Origin of the sequence: Acidovorax sp. ACV02 (assembly GCF_014851475.1) — a bacterium.
GTDB lineage: Bacteria > Pseudomonadota > Gammaproteobacteria > Burkholderiales > Burkholderiaceae_C > Acidovorax > Acidovorax delafieldii.
In genome coordinates this window covers 126,456-145,779 of record NZ_JACUZU010000002.1, presented here as the reverse complement: position 1 = coordinate 145,779, position 19,324 = coordinate 126,456, and the positions used below count along the sequence as shown (strand labels likewise).

Genomic DNA, 19,324 nt, shown 5'->3' with positions numbered 1-19,324 from the left:
GGCACCAACAGCCAGGAGCCGGTTTTTCACAATCCAATCCATATCTCACCCGCCCCATTCAGCCCCACGCCTTTGCCAAGGAGTTTCACCATGACCACCGCCCACCCCCTGCGCCGTGCTGCACTGCTGTGCGGCCTGGCCGTTCTCGCTGTCCCTACCATCGCGCAAGACGCCTACCCCAGCAAACCCATCACCATCGTGGTGGGCTACCCGCCCGGCGGCAGCACCGACCTGACCGCGCGCACCGTGGCCACCGAGCTGGGCAACAAGCTCGGCGTGCCGGTGGTGATCGAGAACCTGGGCGGTGCCGGTGGCGCGATCGGCGCGCAGAAGGTGGCCAACGCCGGACCTGACGGCTACACCCTGCTGGTGGGCGCCAACAACGAGATCGCCATCAACAAGCTCGTGACCAAGAAGGTCAAGTACGACATCAAGGACTTCACCGCCATCGGTCTCATTGCCTCCCAGCCGCTGGTGCTGGTGGCCTCCACCGGCGCGGGCGTCAAGAACATGGCGGAGTTCACGCAGAAGGTGTCCAAGAACCCTGGCAAGTTCAGCTACGGCAGCTCGGGCGTGGGCACGGCGCTGCACTTGGCGGGCGAGGCCGTGAAGGAGCAAGGCAAGCTGTTCATGACGCACATCCCCTACCGGGGCGTGGCGCCGCTCACCAGCGACCTCATGGGCAACAACCTGGAGTACGGCGTGTTCGTGCTCTCCAGCGGCCTGCCGCACATCAAGAGCGGCAAGGTGATTGCACTGGGCACCACCGAGGCCAAGCGCTCTGCCACCACACCCGACATCCCGGCGCTGGCCGAGTCGCCGCAGTACAAGAACGTGGACATCAGCGTGTGGTTTGCGCTCATGGCACCGGCCAACCTGCCCAAGCCGGTGACCGACAAGCTCAAGAAGGCTCTGGCCGACAGCCTGCAATCGCCGGACTTCCGCAAGAAGATGGAAGCCAGCGGGTCCACCGTGGCCTCGCCCACCGTGAACATCGACCAGTTCCTGACCACCGAAGTGGCCAAGTACAAGAAGATTGTTGAATTCGCCAAGATCGAAGAATGAGCAGCAGCACTCTTCCCCGCGCATCCGTGCAACCCTTGGTGTTTGCGCTGCCCGCCCCCGACATCGGCGCCTGGCGTGTTGGCAACACCGGCACCGAAGGCGTGTGGCACTTCGACTCGGGCCGGCCCGGCCGCCACGTGATGATCAGCGCCCTGGTGCATGGCAACGAGCTGTGCGGCGCCTGGGCGCTCAAAGGCCTGCTCGACGCCGGTGTGCGCCCGCAGCAGGGCACGCTCACGCTTGCGTTCTGCAACCTCGACGCCTTCGACCGGTTTGACCCCGGCAACCACGACGCCTCGCGCTTCACCGACGAAGACCTCAACCGCCAGTGGCTGGACGAGCGCATCGACGCGGCCAACACCAACGAGCGCCGCCGCGCCGCCGCACTGCGCCCGTGGGTGGCGCAGGCCGACTGGCTGCTCGACATCCATTCCATGCACGAGCCCTCGGCGCCGCTGCTGCTCACTGGCATCCAGCCGCGCAACCTGGCGCTGGCGCGTGCCATGCGCTCGCCCGAACACATCGTGGTGGACGCCGGCCACAAGGACGGCGTGCGCATGCGTGACTACGGCCGGTTTGGCGACCTGGACGACAACGGCACCCGCTCGCTGCTCATCGAATGTGGCTTCCATGGCGACCCGGCCAGCCGCGCCGTGGCGCAGGACCAGTGTGTGCGCTTTGTCGAACAGTCCGGTGCCCTGAGCGCCGACGCGCTGGCGCAGCAGCTGCCCGGCTGGCGCCTGCCTGACGCACCGCGCCAGTGGGCGCTGGAGGTGACCGGCCCCGTGGTCGCCACCAGCAGCGCCTTCCGCTTCGTGGCGCCGTATACGGGCCTGGAAGTGTTCGAGAAGGCGGGCACGGTGATTGGTGACAACGACGGCGTGCCGGTGGTCACTCCGTACGACGACTGCGTGCTGGTCATGCCCTCGGTGCGCCAGGCACGTGCCGGGGTGACCGTGGTGCGCTTTGCGCGGCGCAGGTTGCTGTAGCCGGTGCTGCGGCTGAATGCTATCCAATTGATAGCTGCTGTGGCATATTCAACCAGCGCTACCGGCCATTTTGGCTTGTAGTCTGGGCCCCAGCACCACACAGGCCAGCGCGGCCACCACCAGCGCAATGCCCGCCCACTGCCAGGGCGCCACGCCCTCGTCCAGCAGCAGCCAGCCTGCGGTGAGGCCCACCACCGGCACCGCCAGGCTGAATGGCGCCACGCGGTTGGCGGGGTAGCGCTGCAGCAGGTTGGTCCACAGCGCGTAGCCCACGATGGTGGCGGCCCAGCCCAGGTAGGCCACGGCGGCCCATGACAGCAGCGGCACGCTGGCCAGCGTCTGCCACTGCAGCCAGCGCGCGGCGTCAGGGTCGAACAGGGCGGACAGCGCCATGAACGGCAGCACCGGCACCAGGCTGCTCCAGATCACAAAGGCCAAGGGATCAAACCCCGGGCTGTGCTGCTGCGCCAGCCGCGCCACGATGTTGGACGATGCCCACATGGCCGCGCCACACAGCGTGAGCAGCAGGCCCGCCAGCGTGGTGGCCACCGCCACCCCCATGCCGGAGCCCGGGCCCACATAGTTCATCGCAAAACACACCAGCCCCAGTGCGGCCAGCCCCATGCCCACGCGCAGCGGCAGCCCCGGCCGCTCACGCAACAGCGCAAAGCTCAGCAGCGCCGTGAAGAACACCTGGGTCTGCAGCAGCACGCTGGCCAGCCCGGCCGTCATGCCCACCTTGAGCCCGATGAACAAAAAGCCGAACTGCCCCACGCCCTGGAACAAGCCGAACAGCAGCACCCAGCGCCAGTGCATGCGTGGCGGGCGCACCAGCAGCACCAGGGGCAGGGCCGCGCACAGGTAGCGCGCGGCACCCAGCTGGAACGGGCTGAAGCTGCGCAGCCCCCACTTCATCGCCACAAAGTTCACGCCCCAGAGGATCACCACCACCAGCGCCGCAAGCAGGTCGCGCGCCCGCAGCGGGCTGGTCGCGGGTGCGGCCTGTGCTGCGCCGGTCATTGCGCCGCGCGCGCTGCGTCGATGTGCGCCTTCACACGCTGGGCCAGTGCAATGTCGCCGGGCGTCTCGGGGCTCCATTTGTCCACGGTGCGCGGCTGGTCGCTGGCATCCACGGCGGTGTACACGGCCACGCAGTGCACCACGTCCTCCAGCGGCGCGCCGTGTACGGCGCCGCTGCGCACCTCCACCGCCAGGCACATGCTGGTGTCGGTGGTGTAAGCCAGGCGCGCGTGCACCTCGACCAGATTGCCCGGCCGGATAGGGCGCACAAAGTGGGCGCCGCCCACAAATTCGGTCACGCAATCCCCTTGGGCCCAGGCGCTGGCGCAGGCAAATCCAGCCTCATCCACCCAGCGCAGCACCGTGCCACCGGGTACGCGGCCCGCCTGAGGCAGGGTGGACTGGGACGCCAGGAAACGCAGGGTGATCGAGTGCATGCCAGGGGCTCCAAAGGATGGGGATGTGTTCATTATTCTCCAGCGCCCCGGCGGCCGTAGCCCCTCTGCGCACCGGCACACAGCCCGATGCCGGCCGTCCCGCCACGGGCGGGGAAGCTCTGCGTGACTTGACCTGAGTCAAAACCCTACTGCGGACACGTCCCTACATTGAGAACCATTCCGTTTGGCCTTCAGAGCGTGTCGGTGATCCCCTGCGAGATCGTTCACACGTTCTTGAGAGGGCTGCTGTCCAGTCGGCGGTGCCGACACCCGCCCCTGGGGCCTATTCCATTGCGCACGCCGCGTTGCCTGCGCCCACTGCCATGTCATTGCTTCACCGTTTGAACCTGCTCGAAAAATTCCTCATTCTGGGGACCATCGGGCTCATGATGAGCGCCTTGCCCACCTACCTGGTGGTGCGCGACTCCCTCCACGCCATCGACCATGCGCGCCTGGAGGCGCAGGGCGTGGCCCCTGCCCAGGCACTCACGCACCTGGTGCAGCGCATGCAGGTGCACCGGGGCCTGTCGGTGGGCATGCTGGGCGGCGATGAGTCGCTGGCCGCGCGCCGCCCCGCCGCGCGCGATGCGGTCAACACCGCCCTGGACGACGTGAGCGCCCGCTTTGCCGCCGCCAAGGTGCCTGCGGCGCAGATGGCGGCCTGGACCCAGGCGCAGCAGACCTGGCGCACCCTGGAACAGGCCGTGGCCGCGCGCAGCATCGAACAGGTGCAAAGCACGGCGCAGCACACCCAGCTCATCGCAACGCTGCTGCAACTCAACGAGGCGCTGGTGCATGCCTATGGCCTGCAGATCGACCCCGAGGCCGACACCCACGCGCTGGTGCAGGCGTCGCTGGCCCAAGCCCCCATGCTGGGAGAAAAGCTGGGCATGCTGCGCGCCCAGGGCGCCAGCGCCTTGGGCAAGCGCGAGCTCACGCCCCAGGGCAAGGGCCAGCTGCTGGTGCTGCAGCAGCGCGTGGCCGAACTGCAGGGCGACACCTTCCGGGGGCTGGACCGCGCCTTGCAGGGCAACGCCGAGCTGCAGCGCGCGCTGGGCAGCAGCGTGCAGGCCGTGCAAGGGCAGATCCAGCAGTCGCTGCAGATGGTGGAGCGCGACATCCTCAACGCCACGGAGCTGCAGCTGCCGTCCAAGGATTACTTTGACGCGTTCACCCGCACCATCGAGGCGCTGAACGCGCTCAACAACCTGTCGATGACCAGCCTGGACCAGGCGCTGCAGGCGCGCGTGGCGGGGCTGCAGCGCAACCTGCTGTGGGTGGCGCTGGCCCTGGTCATCACGCTGTCGGCCACCAGTGCGATGGCGCTGGTGTTCGTGCGCTCCATGACCGGGCCGCTGTCGCAGGCCGTGGCGCTGTCACGCGCCGTGGCGCAGGGAGACCTGAGCGGCGCCCCCATTGCCCATGGCACCAACGAGGTGGGTCAGTTGCTGGAGGCCTTGCAGCAGATGCGCACACAACTCACGCAGGTGGTGCGCAACGTGCGCAGCGGGTCAGAAAGCGTGGCCACCGCCAGCGTGCAGATTGCCCAGGGCAACACCGACCTGTCGGCCCGCACCGAGAGCCAGGCCAGCGCGCTGGAAGAAACCGCCGCGTCCATGGAGCAGCTCAACGCCACCGTGCGCCAGAACGCCGACAGTGCCCAGCAGGCCAGCCAGCTGGCCGCCAATGCCAGCACCGTGGCCGTGCAGGGCGGTGAAGTGGTGGCGCAGGTGGTGGACACCATGCACGGCATCAACGCCTCGTCGCAGAAGATCTCCGACATCATCGGCGTGATCGACTCCATCGCGTTCCAGACCAACATCCTCGCGCTGAACGCCGCGGTGGAGGCGGCCCGCGCGGGCGAGCAAGGCCGGGGCTTTGCGGTGGTGGCAAGCGAGGTGCGCAGCCTGGCCGGGCGCAGTGCCGAGGCCGCGCGCGAGATCAAGACGCTCATCAGCGCCAGCGTGGAGCGCGTGGCCCAGGGCAGCGCCCTGGTGGACCGCGCCGGTGCCACGATGAGCGAGGTGGTGGGCGCCATCCGCCGCGTGACCGACATCGTGGGCGAGATCAGCGCCGCCAGCCACGAACAGTCCCTGGGCGTGGCCCAGGTGGGCGAGGCCGTGACGCAGATGGACCAGGTGACCCAGCAGAACGCTGCACTGGTCGAAGAGATGGCCGCCGCCGCCAGCAGCCTCAAGAACCAGGCCGAAGACCTGGTGCACGTGGTGTCGGTGTTCCGCCTGGGGGACGATGGCGGCGGGCGCACGGCCGCAGGCGTGCTACGAATTCAATAGCTGCAGCGGCATATTGCACTAGCGCTACCGGTCTGAATGACCCGAAATGCGCAGGAGCGGGCATGAAGGGGCGTCATGGAGGGCCGTACAGCCCCCGGGGGGTCACGCCGCAGGCCCGTGCGCGATGCCCAGTTCGGTCAGCTCGGCGTCGGTGAACACCCGCGAGCGCGTGTGAAAGGCCTTGCCCTCCGGCCCCTCCAGCGAAAACGTGCCGCCCGTGCCTTCGATCACATCGATGATGAGCTGCGTGTGCTTCCAGGTCTCGTACTGCGCGCGCCCGATGTAGAACGGGCAGCCACCGATGTCGCCCAGGTACACATCGCCTGCGCCCATCGTGATCTCACCCGGCAGATAGCAGTTGGCCGCGCTGTTGTCGCAGCAGCCGCCACTCTGGTGAAACATGAGCGCAGGGCCATGCTTTGCTTGCAGAAAGGCCACCAGCTCCAGCGCGGCAGGGGTGGCGATGACTTTTTCGACCATGGTTGTCTCCAGCGTGCAATGCAAAAAACGCGGCCAGTTGGAACAACGAGCCGCGTCAGTAGAAACGTTTCCAGCGGTTCACAAACCGTCTCTGGCTAGGCGCCTCCGTCGCAGACAGTGGCAGCGCCACGGCCAGAAGGAGCAACGACGCCAGGGGCGGTTTTTGGACCGCCACCCCAGATCAGAAGAAGCCGAGCTTGTTTTCGCTGTAGCTGACGAGCAAATTCTTGGTCTGTTGATAGTGGTCCAGCATCATCTTGTGCGTCTCACGCCCAATGCCCGACTCCTTGTAGCCGCCAAACGCCGCATGCGCGGGGTAGGCGTGGTAGCAGTTGGTCCACACACGGCCGGCCTTGATCGCGCGGCCCATGCGGTAGGCCACATTGCCGTTGCGGCTCCACACACCGGCGCCCAGGCCGTACAGCGTGTCGTTGGCAATGGCCAGGGCTTCGGCTTCGTCCTTGAAGGTGGTCACGGCCAGCACGGGGCCAAAGATCTCTTCCTGGAAGATGCGCATCTTGTTGTGGCCCTTGAACAGCGTGGGCTGCACGTAGTAGCCGCCTTCCAGGTCGCCACCCAGGTGGGCCTGGCCACCACCGGCGAGCACTTCGGCGCCTTCCTGCTTGCCCAGGTCCAGGTAGCTCAGGATCTTGGTGAGCTGCTCTTTGCTGGCCTGCGCGCCCATCATGCTGTCGGTGTCCAGCGGGTTCTGGTGCTTGATGGCGGCCACGCGCTTCAAGACACGCTCCATGAATTGGTCGTAGATGCTTTCCTGGATCAGCGCGCGGCTCGGGCAGGTGCAGACCTCGCCCTGGTTGAACGCAAACAGCACCAGGCCTTCAATCGCCTTGTCCAGAAACGCATCGTCCTTGTCCATCACATCGGCAAAGAAGATGTTGGGGCTCTTGCCGCCCAGCTCCAGCGTGGCGGGGATCAGGTTGTTGGCAGCGGCCTGCGCAATCACGCGGCCGGTGCTGGTGGAACCGGTGAACGCGATCTTGGCGATGCGCTTGCTCTGCGCCAGCGGCATGCCCGCCTCGCGGCCAAAACCGTTGACGATATTGAGCACGCCGGGCGGCAGCAGGTCGGCAATCAGCTCGACCAGGATCAGGATGGAGATGGGGGTGGACTCTGCAGGCTTGAGCACCACGCAGTTGCCCGCGCCCAGCGCGGGTGCCAGCTTCCAGGCGGCCATCAGGATGGGGAAGTTCCACGGAATGATCTGGCCCACCACGCCCAGCGGTTCCTGGATGTGGTACGCCACCGTGTTCTCGTCGATGTTGCTCAAGGCGCCTTCTTGCGCACGCACGCAGCCCGCAAAGTAGCGGAAGTGGTCCACGGTGAGCGGGATGTCGGCGTTCAGCGTCTCGCGAATGGCCTTGCCGTTGTCCACGGTCTCGGCGTAGGCCAGGCGCTCCAGGTTTTCTTCGATGCGGTTGGCGATCTTGAGCAGGATGTTGGCGCGCGTGGCGGCATCGGTCTTGCCCCAGCTGTCGGCGGCGGCGTGCGCGGCGTCCAGGGCCAGTTCGATGTCTTCGGCCGTGGAGCGCGCGGCCTGGGTGTAGACCTTGCCGCTCACGGGCGTGATGACATCAAAGTACTGGCCCTTGACGGGCGGCACGAATTTGCCGCCGATGAAGTTGTCGTAACGGGGCTTGTAGGTGATCTTGGCGCCAGCGGCGCCGGGGGCTGCGTAAACGGTCATGGTGTTGTCTCCTGCGATGGTTGTGTGCATCGGGCGGACTCGGTGGAGCCTGTCCGATGCCAACCCCTTACTCAAAACACATGCCAGCAGGCCACGGCGCGCGAAGTGTTGATTTCATTGGTTTTTTTTCGGCCGTCCAGGGCGGACACCTGTTGCAGCCGCCCGCATCGTGGTGTGCCGGGCCGCGACACCTGTCACGAAATGGAACAGTTGGCACACCGCGTGCGCCCACACCCTTGCCCCACGCCGTCGAGCCCGCCATACTGGCCCACACACCACAAGCGGGCCGCCCTGAGCCCGCACGGAGACAAAGCGTGCGCCCCAACACTTCCCCCGTCGCCCTGCGACAGGCCCGCCAGCACCTGCTGGACTCTGGCCAGTGCCCCAGTGGCCTGGTGGACGAGCGCCTGGCGCGCTCCTGGTCGCGCAGCATGGCGGCCGGCCTGCTGCCCACCGGGCGGCCGCAGGCCATCGACCACCCCAGCAGCGGCACGCTGCGCCAGGTGCTGGCCAGCAACCCCGAGCTGCTCGCGCATTCGCGGCCGGTGATGGAATACCTGTTCGAGCAAGTGCGCCACAGCCAGAGCGTGGTGGTGCTGGCCGACCGGCGCGGCATGCTCATGCACACGCTGGGCGATCCGTACTTTGTGGACAAGGCCGAGCGCGTGGCGCTGACCAGCGGTGCCTCCTGGCACGAGGCCCACCGGGGCACCAATGCCATCGGCACGGCGCTGGCCGAGGCCTGCGCGGTGGAGGTGCACGGCGGCGAGCATTTTCTGGAGCGCAACAACTTTCTCACCTGCGCGGCTTCGCCCATCCTGTCGGCCGCGGGCGAGTTGCTGGGCATCCTCGACATCTCGGGCGACTACCGCCACGGCCACGCCCACACGCTGGGCCTGGTGAGCACGGCCGCCCGCATGATCGAAAACCGCCTGCTGGCGGCCACCTGCAAACGCAACATCCGGCTGCACCTGCACAGCGCGCCCGAGGGCATTGGCAGCGTGGCCGAGGGCATCGTGGCCGTGTCGGCCGACGGCTGGATCGTGGGTGCCAACCGCGTGGCCCTGGCGCAGCTGGGCCTGCATGCGGGGGACGTGGGCGCCACCTTGCTGGAGCGGGTGCTGGACGTGCGGCTGGATGACCTGCTCTCGCACCACAAGCGCCGCCCCCAACAGCCGCAGGCTTTGCGCACACTGCAAGGCGCCTTGCTGTTTGCCCAGGTGCAGATGGACGCCGCCTGGGTCGCCACCCCCACACGGCCCACCGCTGCGGCGACTGCTGCGCCCCAGCAAGACGCCCTGGCCCAGCTGGACACCGGCGACGCGCGCTGGCGCGCCGCCGCCGACAAGGCCCGCCGCGTGGTGGGCAAACCGATTGCGGTGCTGGTGCAGGGCGAGTCGGGCGTGGGCAAGGAGGTGTTTGCGCGCGCGCTGCACGCCAGCGGCCCGCGCCGCGATGCGCCGTTTGTGGCCATCAACTGCGCAGCCATCCCCGAGCACCTGATCGAATCCGAACTCTTCGGCCATGTGGCCGGTGCCTTCACCGGCGCGCGCAAGGAGGGCCACCTGGGCCGCCTGCGTGAGGCCCATGGCGGCACGCTGTTTCTCGACGAAATCGGCGACATGCCGCTGGCCCTGCAGACCCGTCTGCTGCGTGTGCTGCAAGAGCGCAGCGTGACGCCCGTGGGCGCCAGCAAGGCCGTGCCGGTGGACTTTGCGCTGGTCTGCGCCACGCACAACCAGCTCATGCAGGCGGCGGAACAGGGGCGCTTTCGGCAAGACCTGTACTACCGCATCAACGGCCTCACGGTGCAGCTGCCCGCACTGCGCGAGCGCAGCGACTTTGTGGCGCTGCTGCAGCGCCTGCTGGCCGACCTGGCCACCGAGCAGGGCCTGGGTTTTGAGGTGCAGGTGGCGCCCGACCTGCTGGCCCGCCTGGCCGCCTACCCCTGGCCCGGCAACCTGCGCCAGCTGGCCAATGTGCTGCGCACCGCCTGCGCCATGCTGGCCGAGGGCGAAGACACCCTGGGCTGGGAGCACATGCCCGACGACCTGGTGCAGGCCCTCACGGCGGTGCCCGCCGGTCCGCGCAGCGATGCTGCAGCGGGCACTGGTGTGGACGGCTTGCCTGCCAGCCTGAGCCTGCAGCAGCTGTCCCAGGCCGCCATCGACCAGGCGCTGCAGGCTGCGCGCGGCAACATGTCGCAGGCCGCTCGCCAGCTGGGCATCAGCCGCCAGACGCTGTACCGCAAACTGAAGATGCCGGTGGCCTGAGGGTCTGCCGGACTTACTGAATTGCTATTCATTTGATAGCTGTTGCGGCATATCGCAATAGCGCTTGTGGCACTTTTGGCTGAATTTTCAGTGCGCAGCATGCCCAGGGCGTGCGCAGGGCACGTCGGGTGGCATCAACCTCTCAGGCCTGCCCGCCCCGTGGCAGCACCAGCCGCGCGCGCAGCCCCGCGCCCGGCGTGCTGAACAGCTCCAGCCGCCCGCCGTGGCTGCGCACCACGCGTTCCACGATGGCCAGGCCCAGCCCCGCGCCCGGCGTGCCCGAGCGTGCCGCGCCATCGCCGCGCGCAAAGGGCTGGCGGATGCGGTCCAGCTCTGCCGGTGCGATGCCGGGGCCCTGGTCCTGCACCTCCAGCCACACGCCGTCGGCATCCGCCCCCGTGCGCAGCAGCACCGGCGGCGTGCCGTGGCGCCAGGCGTTTTCCACCAGGTTGTCCAGCGCGCGGCGCAGGGCCTGGGGGCGCACCGGCACGTCGGGCAGCGTGCCCAGCGCCAGCCGCACGGTGCGCCCATGATCGGCCTGCGCCTCGGCCACGGCCTGGGCCAGGTCGTTGAGCGATGCCGGGGTGGGCACCTCGGCCTCGCCTGCGTTGGAACCGACCCGCGCAAACTGCAGGAACTGGCCCACGATCCCGTCCATCTCGTCGATGCTGCGCGCCATGCTCGCGGCCAGGGGCGCATCCACCTGTGCACCGGCAATCTCCACGCCCAGGCGCAGCTTGGTCAGCGGGGTGCGCAGGTCGTGCGACACCCCGGCCAGCATCAGCGCGCGTTCCTGCTCGGCCGCGGCCAGGCTGTGCGCCATGTGGTTGAAGCTGCGGCCCACGGTGGCGATTTCTTCGGGTCCGTCTTCGGGCAGCGGCGCTGGGGGCTGGCCCTGCGCCAGCTGCCGGGCCGCCGCCACCACCTGCGCCAGCGGGCGGTTGATGTGCCGCTGCAGCCACCAGGCCCCCAGCAGCGCCAGCAGCATGCTGGCCAGCGTGGCGGCCAGCCAGGCGCCGGTGAACTCGCGCGTGGGGAACACGCTGGGCAGGTTCAGCCAATAGGTCTCCGCTCCCTCCGGCCCCTGGTGCACCACACGCAGGGCCAGCACGCCCGTGCTGTCGCGGCGCCATACGGGTTGCGAAGTGTTCGTTGCCGCATCGTCCGCCCCCAGGCGGCGCGACACCGCCTGCACAAACTGCCGCTCCATGGGCGACAGCAGCGCACGCCGCGCAGCGTTCTCCGCCGCCACCGGCGGGGCCGACCGCACAGCCTGCTGGTTGAAGGCTTCGACAAATGCGGCCCGCTGTGCCGGGGGCAGCGCCTGCAGCCCTGCGCGCAGCGCGCCCACATTGCGCGCCACGCCATCGGCCACCTGTGCCACGCGGGGCTGAAAGATCATCTGCCGCACCAGCACGGCCGCCACCAGCTGGCCCAGCACGATGAGCACCGCCATCAGCAGCAGGTTGCGCCCGAGCAGACTGCGCGGCCACCAGCCCCCGGTGGCTTGGGGTGTGGCGGAGGGCGTCATGGCTTGCCTCCGCCGCCCGGCGCTGCGCCATCCGGCACAAACACATAGCCCACGCCCCACACGGTGCGGATGTGGCGCGGCTGGGCAGGGTCGGCCTCGATGAGTTTGCGCAGGCGCATCACCTGCACATCGATGCTGCGGTCGGTGGCCGTGTGGTCGGGGCCATAGGCCAGTGCGATGAGCCGGTCGCGGCCCAGGGGCCGGTGCGGTTGCTGTGCCAACGCCTGCAGCAGCGCGAATTCGCCCGTGGTCAGGGGCACGTCTTGCGCACCTTGGCCGTCCTCGCCACCGTTGCGCTCCAGCCGGCGCTCGTCCAGCCACAGCGTGAATGCGCCAAACGCAATGCGTCCGCCCGTCTGGCGCGGCCCGGTGTGTGCACCCAGCAGGCGCTGGCGGCGCACCATGGCCTGGATGCGGGCCAGCAGCTCGCGCGGGTTGAAGGGTTTGGGCAGGTAGTCGTCGGCGCCCATCTCCAGGCCCACGATGCGGTCCACGGGGTCGCCCCTGGCCGTGAGCATCAGGATGGGAATGGTCTCGCCCTGCGCTCGCAGGCGGCGGCAGATCGACAGGCCATCCTCGCCCGGCATCATCACATCGAGCACCAGCACATCAAAGCGCTCGCGCTGCAGCAGCGCATCGAGCGGGCCCGCGCCATCGACCGTGCGTACGCTGTAACCCTGGTCGCTCAGGTAGCGCTGCAGCAGCGCACGCAGGTCGGGTTCGTCGTCGGCGACCAGGATCTTGGCCAAGGCTTCCGTCATGGGGCGGTGTGTGGGTGTGGCAGCGGGTGGGTGCAGCCAAGGCTGCGTGCCAATGGTAGGGCCGAAAACACGGGGTGCCAGCGCGGGCAGGTGCTCCGGTGCATGACAACGCATGACACGCGCCGGTGGTTTGTCATGCTTTGTCATACATCGTGCATCGGGCGCCACAACTGGCTCATACCTGGTGGCCATAGTTCAGGCCAGAGCAGCACCCCGCTGCTTCGTACCCCCTGTTCTGTTGCAAGGAGCCGACCGCCATGTTCCCTTCCGTCCCGACACCAACTGCCCCCGTTGCCACTTACCGCGCCATGCTGCTGGCCGCCTTGGCCGTGGCTGCACTGTTGCTTCTGGCAGCGAACGATGCCAACGCACGCAGCCGCCACACGGTGGAGCACAACGCCGACGGCAGCACCACCGCCCGCACCGGCGTGGTCCGCGCAGCGCCGGGCGGTGGGGGCGTGCTGCGCGGCCGCAGCGTGTCCACCGACGGCCAGGGCCACGGCAGTGTGCGCAGCGGCGCTGCCGTGGTGGGCCCCAACGGCGCCATGGCGGTGCGCCAGGGCCAGAGCGCAAGGAATGCCGATGGCATGGCCAGCCACAGCAGCACCTTGGCCGCTCAGGGCGACCGGGGCACGCTGCAGAGCACGGGCGCCGCTACGCGCAGCGCCGACGGCAGCGTGACCCAGGGCCGCACCACCACGGCCACCAGCGCAGCCACCGGCAACAGCGTGCAGACCAGCAGCTCGTACACCGCAGACACCGGCCGCACCCGCAGCGCCAGCTGCTTTGACGCCAGCGGCGCCCCGATGGCCTGCCCTGCGCGGCCCTGATCCATTACCTTCCATCCTTGAGCCAGGAGATCCCGCATGTTCCGTCCTTCCACCCCGCTCTCCGCGATCGCCTCCCTGCGCACAGGCCTGGGCGCAGCGCTGTGTGCGCTCGCCGCTGTGCTGACCCCACCCGCCCACGCCCAGCTGCGGGGGCTGGGGCCTTTCGCGCAGGTGCGCGACACCGCTGCGGCCTTGCCCGCCGGTGTGCAGCGCGTGGCCGATGTGCCCTATGGTGCGGACCCGCTGCAGCGCATGGATGTCTACCTGCTCGCCGCTGGCGGAGCCGCCAGCAGCGCTGCGGTGGCCAGCGGTACGCGCGCGCCGGTGATCTTCATGGTGCATGGCGGCGCCTGGCGCACGGGCGACAAGGCCATGTCCCGCGTGGTGCAGGAGAAGGTGGCGCGCTGGGTGCCCAAGGGCTTTGTGTTCATCTCGGTGAACTACCGCCTGTACCCCGCCGTGAACGTGCTGCAGGAGGCGCAGGACGTGGCCATGGCACTGGCCGCCGCCCAAAGCCGCGCCGCCAGCTGGGGCGCCGATGCATCGCGGTTCATCCTGATGGGGCACTCAGCGGGCGCGCACCTGGTGTCGCTCATCAATGCATCGCCCACCCTGGCCCAGCGCGAGGGGGCCTGGCCCTGGCTGGGCACGGTGTCGCTGGACAGCGCGGCGCTCAATGTGCCGGTGGTGATGACCGCGCCGCACTACCCGTTCTATGACGAGGTGATGGGTGCCAACCCGTTGTTCTGGGCCGCAGTGTCGCCGTACCACGCGCTGTCGGGGCCGGTGCCGCCGTTCCAGTTGGTCTGTTCCACCGAGCGCCCCGACCACCCCTGCCTGCAGGCCCAGGGCATGGCCCGCCGCGTGCGCGACCTGGGCGGCCGTGCCGAGGTGCTGCCGCAGGAGCTGACCCACGGCGAGATCAACGCGCAGCTGGGCCTGGAGAGCGCCTACACGCGGGCCGTGGAGACCTTCATGGCCTCGCTGGATGCGGTGGTGGCGCAGCGGCTCAAGTAGTTGCGCTCAGTCCGCTTGCACGGCCCGCCGCAGCGCGGCACGGGCCAGCAGGCGGGTGGAGTCCAGCGTGGGCAGCGGGGAGTTGGCGTCGCTCAGGATCAGCGGGATCTCGGTGCAGCCCAGCACCACGGCATCGCAGCCGTCCTCGCGCTGCATGCGGGCGATGATCTGCTGGAACAGGGCCACGCCCTCGGGGCGAATGACGCCGGGCACGAGCTCGTCCATGATGATGCGGTTGATCTCGCTGCGCTCGGCCTCCGTGGGGCGCACCCATTGCAGGCCCCGGCCCTGCAGCGCGTCGGGGTACACGTTGCTGTCCACCAGCCAGCGCGTGCCGGTGAGCGCCAGGCGCCGGTGGCCGCGCGCTGCCGCCTCGGCCGCCACCACCTCGGCAATGTGCAGCCAGGGCAGCGGCGAGTGGGGCAGCACCCGGTCCATCGCCTGGTGGATGGTGTTGTCCGGGCAGATCAGAAAATCTGCGCCTGCACGCGCCAGCTTGTGGGCGGAGGCCAGCATCAGGTCGGCCACGCCTTGCAGGTCATGCCGGTCCAGGCAGTCCACATAGTCGGCCAGCGACGGCGTGTGCAGCGTCACTTCGGGGTGCGCATGCGGGCGGCCCAGCAATGCGGCGCCTTCGGCGCACAGGGTGCGGTAACACAGGGCGGCACCTTCGGCGGAGCAGCCCACGATGCCGATGTGTTGGGGCATGACGGTGGTCCAGAGCGGTTGCAAAGGCCCATTATTGCCACCGCGCTGCCGTGGCCCGGGTCCAACGCTGTGCCCGTCAGTCCCCGCGCACCCTTTGCGCAAATCCGCGCGTGCTGAACTGCTCCAGCACAAAGTCCACAAACACCCGGGTGCGGGCGGGCAGCAGCTTCTTGCTGGGGTAGTACAGCGAGGTCGGCCCTGCATCGGCCCACCAGCCGGGCAGCACCCGCACCAGGTCGCCCCGCGCCAGCCAGGGCTGCGCAAACGGCATGGGCAGCACGGCCACGCCCAGGCCCATCAGCGCGGCCTGGCACATGGCCTCGGGGTCGTCGAACACGACGCGCGGGCGCAGCTCCACGGGGGCGGCATCGCCCGCCTTGTTGCGCAGCGTGGTGAGGTTGATGCGCCCGGTGCGGATGTTGCGCCGTGCAATGCCATCCCACTGCGCCAGGTCCGCCGGGTGGCGTGGTGCCCGCTTACGGCCCTGCAGCAGTGCAGGTGCGGCCACAACCACCAGGTGGATGGGACCCAGCGTGCGCGCCACCATATCGGGGTTCAGGTTCAGGCCGCCGCCAATGCCGGCGTCAAAGCCCTCGCCGATCAAGTCCACCTGCCGGTTCTCAAAGCGCCAGTCGGGCTGGATGGCCGGGTAGCGCTGCAGGAACTCGGTGAGCAGCGGCACCAGGTACGCGCGGCCAAAGGCCTGGCCCATGCTGACCTTGAGCGTGCCCGCTGGCTGCTGCTCGGCCTCGGCCGCGTGGTCCACCGCATCGGCCAGGGCGGTGAGTGGCGGGCCCACTTGCGCCAGGAGGCGCTGCCCGCCCTCGGTCAGCGTGAGGCTGCGCGTGCTGCGCTGGAACAGCCGCACGCCCAGGCTGGCCTCCAGCCTCGCCACGTTCTTGCTCACGGCGGCGGGCGTCAGGCCCATGAGCCGTGCAGCGGCCGAAAAGCTGCCCGCCTGGGCGGACTGTACGAAGGATTCAAGGTGGCTGAGGGGCTGCATGCGGTGTATTTTCAACCAAGGGTTGAAAGATATACAGCCCATTCATGGCTACCGGAGCATGAGTGTTTTTCTGACACTGCAGGTCTTCCCGGTTCGGTTGCGAACCATTTTCTGCATGCATCTCGTTGGAGAAACAACACCATGTCTTCCGTGTCTGAAACATCCCCGGTCTCCGCCCCTTCATCGCCTGGCCGCCCGCTGGCGGGCAAGGTCGCGCTCGTCACCGGCGGCGCGCGCGGCATTGGCGCGGCCATCGTGCGGCGTCTGGCGCGCGACGGGGCGGCCGTGGCCTTCACCTACAGTAGCTCCACAGCGCCTGCGCAGGCGCTGGTGGCGGACATTGCTGCGAGCGGCGGCAAGGCCCTGGCCCTGCAGGCCGACAGCGCCGATGCCGTCGCCCTCACGCAGGCGGTGGACCGCGCCGCGCGCGAGCTGGGCCGCCTGGACATCCTCGTCAACAACGCGGGCGTCGCCATCGCGGGTGAGCTCGGCAGCTTTGCGCTGGCCGACTTTGACCACACGCTTAACGTCAACGTGCGCGCCGTGTTCGTAGCCACCCAGGCCGCCGTGCGCCACATGGGCCAGGGCGGTGCCTATGGCCGCGTGATCACCATCGGCAGCACCAACTCCGACCGCGTGCCGTGGGCCGGATTCAGCGTGTACGGCATGAGCAAGGCCGCCATCGTCGGCCTGACCAAGGGCCTGGCGCGCGACCTGGGCCCGCGTGGCATCACGGTGAACAACGTGCAGCCCGGCCCCGTGAACACCGACATGAACCCCGCTGACGGCCCCATGGCGGGCGACATGCACGGCCTGATGGCCCTGAGCCGCCATGCTCACCCCGATGAGATCGCGGGCATGGTGGCTTATCTGGCCGGGCCGGAATCGGGCATGGTGACGGGGGCGAGCTTGCTGATCGACGGCGGCTTTGCGGCCTGAGAAGGTGTGAACGAACCCATCATGCCCGCTCATCCCGCCAAAACACGCCCGCTCGTCGTTGCAAATGCTCGCCATAGCCCGCGCTATGGCTGTGCTTTGCGCCTAGACCGGCCGTGTTTTAGCGGCCTGCTCGGACACGCCGGATCCGTTCACACCTTCTGAGCTGTCAGCACGGCGCTCACTGCGTGGGCTTTCGCGCCCGGGGCTTTTTCTGTACAGCCGGGCCGTGGGTCGTCAGCTCTTTGGGCGTGAGCAGGTAGGCGGGGTTGTTGGCCATCATCTCCACCGCCAGGTCGATGAAGGCCCGCACGCGCGCTGGCAGCGCCGTGCGGCTGCCGTAGTACACGTAGAGCGCCAGGTGCTGCGCCACATGCTGGGGCAGCAGCGGCACCAACTGGCCGCTGCGCACCAGCGGCGCGGCCGTCACGCCCACCAGCTGGCCCACCGCGTGGCCGCCCAGCACCGCACGGGCCTCCACCTCGATGTCGTTGGTGCAGAACGTGGGGTGGATGGTGCGCGCCACGATGTCGTCGCCCACCTGGAACTCCCAGGGCATGGGCTTGCCGGTGGACGCATGGCGAAAGCCGCTGCAGCGGTGCTGCGCCAGGTCGTCGATGCTGGCCGGCGCACCGTGGCGTGCGATGTAGGCGGGCGCGGCGCACACGATGAGCTGCAGCGTGAGCAGCCGCCGCGCCACCACGCCACCCTCGGGCGGGTAGCCCGAGCGGAAGCCCACGTCCACGCGGTCTTCCACCCAGTTGCCGATGCGGTCGTCCAGCTGCACATCGGGCTCCACCAGCGGGTGGCGGCGGCAGAACTCGTGCAGCACCGGCCAGATCACCTCCAGCAGGATGGAGCGCGGCGCCACGATGCGCAGCGGCCCTGCCATTGCCTCACGCCCGCGCCGCGCGCCCTGCACCGCGTGCTGCAGCGTGGCCAGGCCCGGCTGCGCCGACGCCAGGAACTGGCGCCCTTCTTCGGTCAGGCTCAGGCTGCGCGTGGTGCGGTGGAACAGTCGCACGCCCAGGTGCGATTCGAGCTGCACCAGCAGCTGGCTGGACGCCTGTGGCGTGATGCCCTGCGCTGCCGCCGCTTGGCGCAGGCTGCCCAGCTCGGCGGCCTTGACGAAGTTGGCGATGGCGCGCAGTTCATTGATGGCCATGGTGGACAGGCATTGTGCGGGGCGGCTGCGTGGTGGATTGGCAAGTATTGCTTGCGAACGAATCCAGAGATTATGGGCTAGTCGCATGGCAATGGCTTGCCTAAAGTCCACCGCCATGGGCACCGCCCATTGCTCAACACCACCTCAAGGACCTGTCATGAACGCCGCACACACCACCCCCACCACAGCCACGACCGCCCCCCGTTCTTCGTACCCCCGCGTCTGGCTGATCACCGGCGCCTCGCGTGGCATCGGCGCGCGCATTGCCGAGGCCGCGCTGGCCCAGGGCGATGCCGTGGTCGCCACATCACGCGATGCCGCCTCGGTTGAAAAGCGCTTGGGCGCACACGATGCCCTGCTGCCTTTGGCGCTGGACGTGACCGACGAGGCCCAGGCCCGCCATGCCGTAGGCGCGGCGCTCGACCGCTTCGGCCGCATCGACGTGCTGGTCAACAACGCAGGCTACGGCCTGCTGGGCGCGGTGGAAGAGGCCACCGCCGACGAGGTGCGGCGCCTGTACGACACCAACGTGTTCGGCCTGCTGCATGTGACCCGCGCCGTGCTGCCCGCTATGCGCGCGCGCCGCGCCGGGCATGTGGTCAACATCTCCTCGCTGGGCGGCGTGCAGTCGGCCGCCGGGTTTGGTCTGTACTGCTCCACCAAGTTTGCGGTCGAGGGCATCACCGAGGCGCTGCATGCCGAGCTGGCGCCGCTGGGCATCCACGCCACCGTGGTGGAGCCGGGGTACTTCCGCACCGAGTTTCTGGACAGCGCCTCGCTGGCCGTGTCGCCCCGGGTGTTGGACGACTACGCCGAGAGCGTCGGTGCCGTGCGCGAGGCCGCCCGCCGCATCAACCTGAACCAGCCCGGCGACCCGGTGCGCCTGGCCCAGGCCGTGATGCAGCTGGTGGCCTGCCCCACGCCGCCGCTGCGCCTGCCGCTGGGCACGGACACGCTCCAAACCATCGCCGACAAACATGCCTTTGTGGCAAAAGAGACGGCGCAGTGGCGTGCGGTGGCGGCGTCCACAGACTTCCCGGTGCAGGAAGCCGCGCTTCAGGCGGCGTGAGTCCCTGCTCCTCTTGGGGTAGCTGGCAGCACCCTGCCATC

At 68.9% G+C, this 19,324-nt stretch carries 17 protein-coding genes; 8 read left to right on the top strand and 9 right to left on the bottom strand.

The features are described from left to right. The first annotated feature begins 90 nt into the window (after positions 1-90). Both IB236_RS04590 and IB236_RS04585 read left to right on the top strand, forming a co-directional pair. A complete protein-coding gene (locus IB236_RS04590; RefSeq protein WP_192419139.1) occupies positions 91-1,065 on the top strand; it encodes a tripartite tricarboxylate transporter substrate binding protein in 975 nt (324 codons plus the stop codon). After that, a complete protein-coding gene (locus tag IB236_RS04585; RefSeq protein ID WP_192419137.1) occupies positions 1,062-2,054 on the top strand; it encodes a succinylglutamate desuccinylase/aspartoacylase family protein in 993 nt (330 codons plus the stop codon). The genes IB236_RS04590 and IB236_RS04585 overlap by 4 nt, the downstream gene beginning before the upstream one ends. A gap of 48 nt (positions 2,055-2,102) precedes the next feature. Here the strand turns inward: IB236_RS04585 and IB236_RS04580 are convergent, their stop codons facing one another. Further along, positions 2,103-3,074 (bottom strand): EamA family transporter, encoded by a 972-nt coding sequence (locus IB236_RS04580; protein ID WP_192419135.1) that lies wholly within the window; start codon positions 3,072-3,074, stop codon positions 2,103-2,105. Continuing rightward, the gene (locus IB236_RS04575) at positions 3,071-3,511 is read right to left on the bottom strand and encodes an acyl-CoA thioesterase (protein WP_099731809.1); all 441 of its coding nucleotides are present in this window, start codon (positions 3,509-3,511) and stop codon (positions 3,071-3,073) included. The genes IB236_RS04580 and IB236_RS04575 overlap by 4 nt, the downstream gene beginning before the upstream one ends. Positions 3,512-3,834: 323 nt before the next feature. On the opposite strand from IB236_RS04575, the gene IB236_RS04570 reads away from it, so the two are divergent. Beyond that, positions 3,835-5,805, top strand: coding sequence for a methyl-accepting chemotaxis protein (locus tag IB236_RS04570; protein ID WP_192419133.1), 1,971 nt, complete (start codon positions 3,835-3,837; stop codon positions 5,803-5,805). Between the two features lie 102 nt (positions 5,806-5,907). Here the strand turns inward: IB236_RS04570 and IB236_RS04565 are convergent, their stop codons facing one another. Next, positions 5,908-6,285, bottom strand: coding sequence for a DUF779 domain-containing protein (locus tag IB236_RS04565; protein WP_192419131.1), 378 nt, complete (start codon positions 6,283-6,285; stop codon positions 5,908-5,910). Positions 6,286-6,466: 181 nt separating this feature from the next. Continuing rightward, entirely contained in the window at positions 6,467-7,990 is a 1,524-nt protein-coding gene (locus IB236_RS04560) for an aldehyde dehydrogenase family protein (RefSeq protein ID WP_192419129.1), read from the bottom strand. A 314-nt stretch (positions 7,991-8,304) separates the two neighbouring features. Here IB236_RS04560 and IB236_RS04555 point away from each other — a divergent pair, with 314 nt between their 5' ends. Beyond that, entirely contained in the window at positions 8,305-10,263 is a 1,959-nt protein-coding gene (locus IB236_RS04555) for a sigma-54-dependent Fis family transcriptional regulator (protein ID WP_056742912.1), read from the top strand. 142 nt (positions 10,264-10,405) lie between these two features. Here the strand turns inward: IB236_RS04555 and IB236_RS04550 are convergent, their stop codons facing one another. Both IB236_RS04550 and ompR read right to left on the bottom strand, forming a co-directional pair. Beyond that, positions 10,406-11,794, bottom strand: coding sequence for an ATP-binding protein (locus tag IB236_RS04550; RefSeq protein WP_056742914.1), 1,389 nt, complete (start codon positions 11,792-11,794; stop codon positions 10,406-10,408). Continuing rightward, positions 11,791-12,555, bottom strand: coding sequence for a two-component system response regulator OmpR (gene ompR, locus IB236_RS04545; RefSeq protein WP_192419127.1), 765 nt, complete (start codon positions 12,553-12,555; stop codon positions 11,791-11,793). The genes IB236_RS04550 and ompR overlap by 4 nt, the downstream gene beginning before the upstream one ends. 257 nt (positions 12,556-12,812) lie before the next feature. Here ompR and IB236_RS04540 point away from each other — a divergent pair, with 257 nt between their 5' ends. Together IB236_RS04540 and IB236_RS04535 are read left to right on the top strand one after the other, a co-directional pair. Next, the gene (locus tag IB236_RS04540) at positions 12,813-13,385 is read left to right on the top strand and encodes a hypothetical protein (protein WP_192419120.1); all 573 of its coding nucleotides are present in this window, start codon (positions 12,813-12,815) and stop codon (positions 13,383-13,385) included. A 36-nt stretch (positions 13,386-13,421) separates the two neighbouring features. Next, positions 13,422-14,402, top strand: coding sequence for an alpha/beta hydrolase (locus IB236_RS04535; protein WP_192419118.1), 981 nt, complete (start codon positions 13,422-13,424; stop codon positions 14,400-14,402). A 6-nt stretch (positions 14,403-14,408) separates the two neighbouring features. Here the strand turns inward: IB236_RS04535 and IB236_RS04530 are convergent, their stop codons facing one another. Together IB236_RS04530 and IB236_RS04525 are read right to left on the bottom strand one after the other, a co-directional pair. Further along, a complete protein-coding gene (locus tag IB236_RS04530) occupies positions 14,409-15,110 on the bottom strand; it encodes an aspartate/glutamate racemase family protein (RefSeq protein ID WP_056067916.1) in 702 nt (233 codons plus the stop codon). A gap of 76 nt (positions 15,111-15,186) precedes the next feature. Next, positions 15,187-16,113, bottom strand: a complete 927-nt coding sequence (locus IB236_RS04525; protein ID WP_056067918.1) for a LysR family transcriptional regulator — start codon at positions 16,111-16,113, stop codon at positions 15,187-15,189. A gap of 141 nt (positions 16,114-16,254) precedes the next feature. On the opposite strand from IB236_RS04525, the gene IB236_RS04520 reads away from it, so the two are divergent. Then, complete coding sequence (locus IB236_RS04520) at positions 16,255-17,052, top strand: SDR family oxidoreductase (RefSeq protein ID WP_056067920.1); 798 nt, start codon at positions 16,255-16,257, stop codon at positions 17,050-17,052. 178 nt (positions 17,053-17,230) lie between these two features. Here the strand turns inward: IB236_RS04520 and IB236_RS04515 are convergent, their stop codons facing one another. Then, on the bottom strand, positions 17,231-18,214 hold the full coding sequence (locus tag IB236_RS04515) for a LysR family transcriptional regulator (protein WP_056068123.1): 984 nt from the start codon (positions 18,212-18,214) through the stop codon (positions 17,231-17,233). Between the two features lie 157 nt (positions 18,215-18,371). On the opposite strand from IB236_RS04515, the gene IB236_RS04510 reads away from it, so the two are divergent. Next, the gene (locus IB236_RS04510; RefSeq protein WP_192419116.1) at positions 18,372-19,283 is read left to right on the top strand and encodes an oxidoreductase; all 912 of its coding nucleotides are present in this window, start codon (positions 18,372-18,374) and stop codon (positions 19,281-19,283) included. Positions 19,284-19,324: the final 41 nt, after the last annotated feature.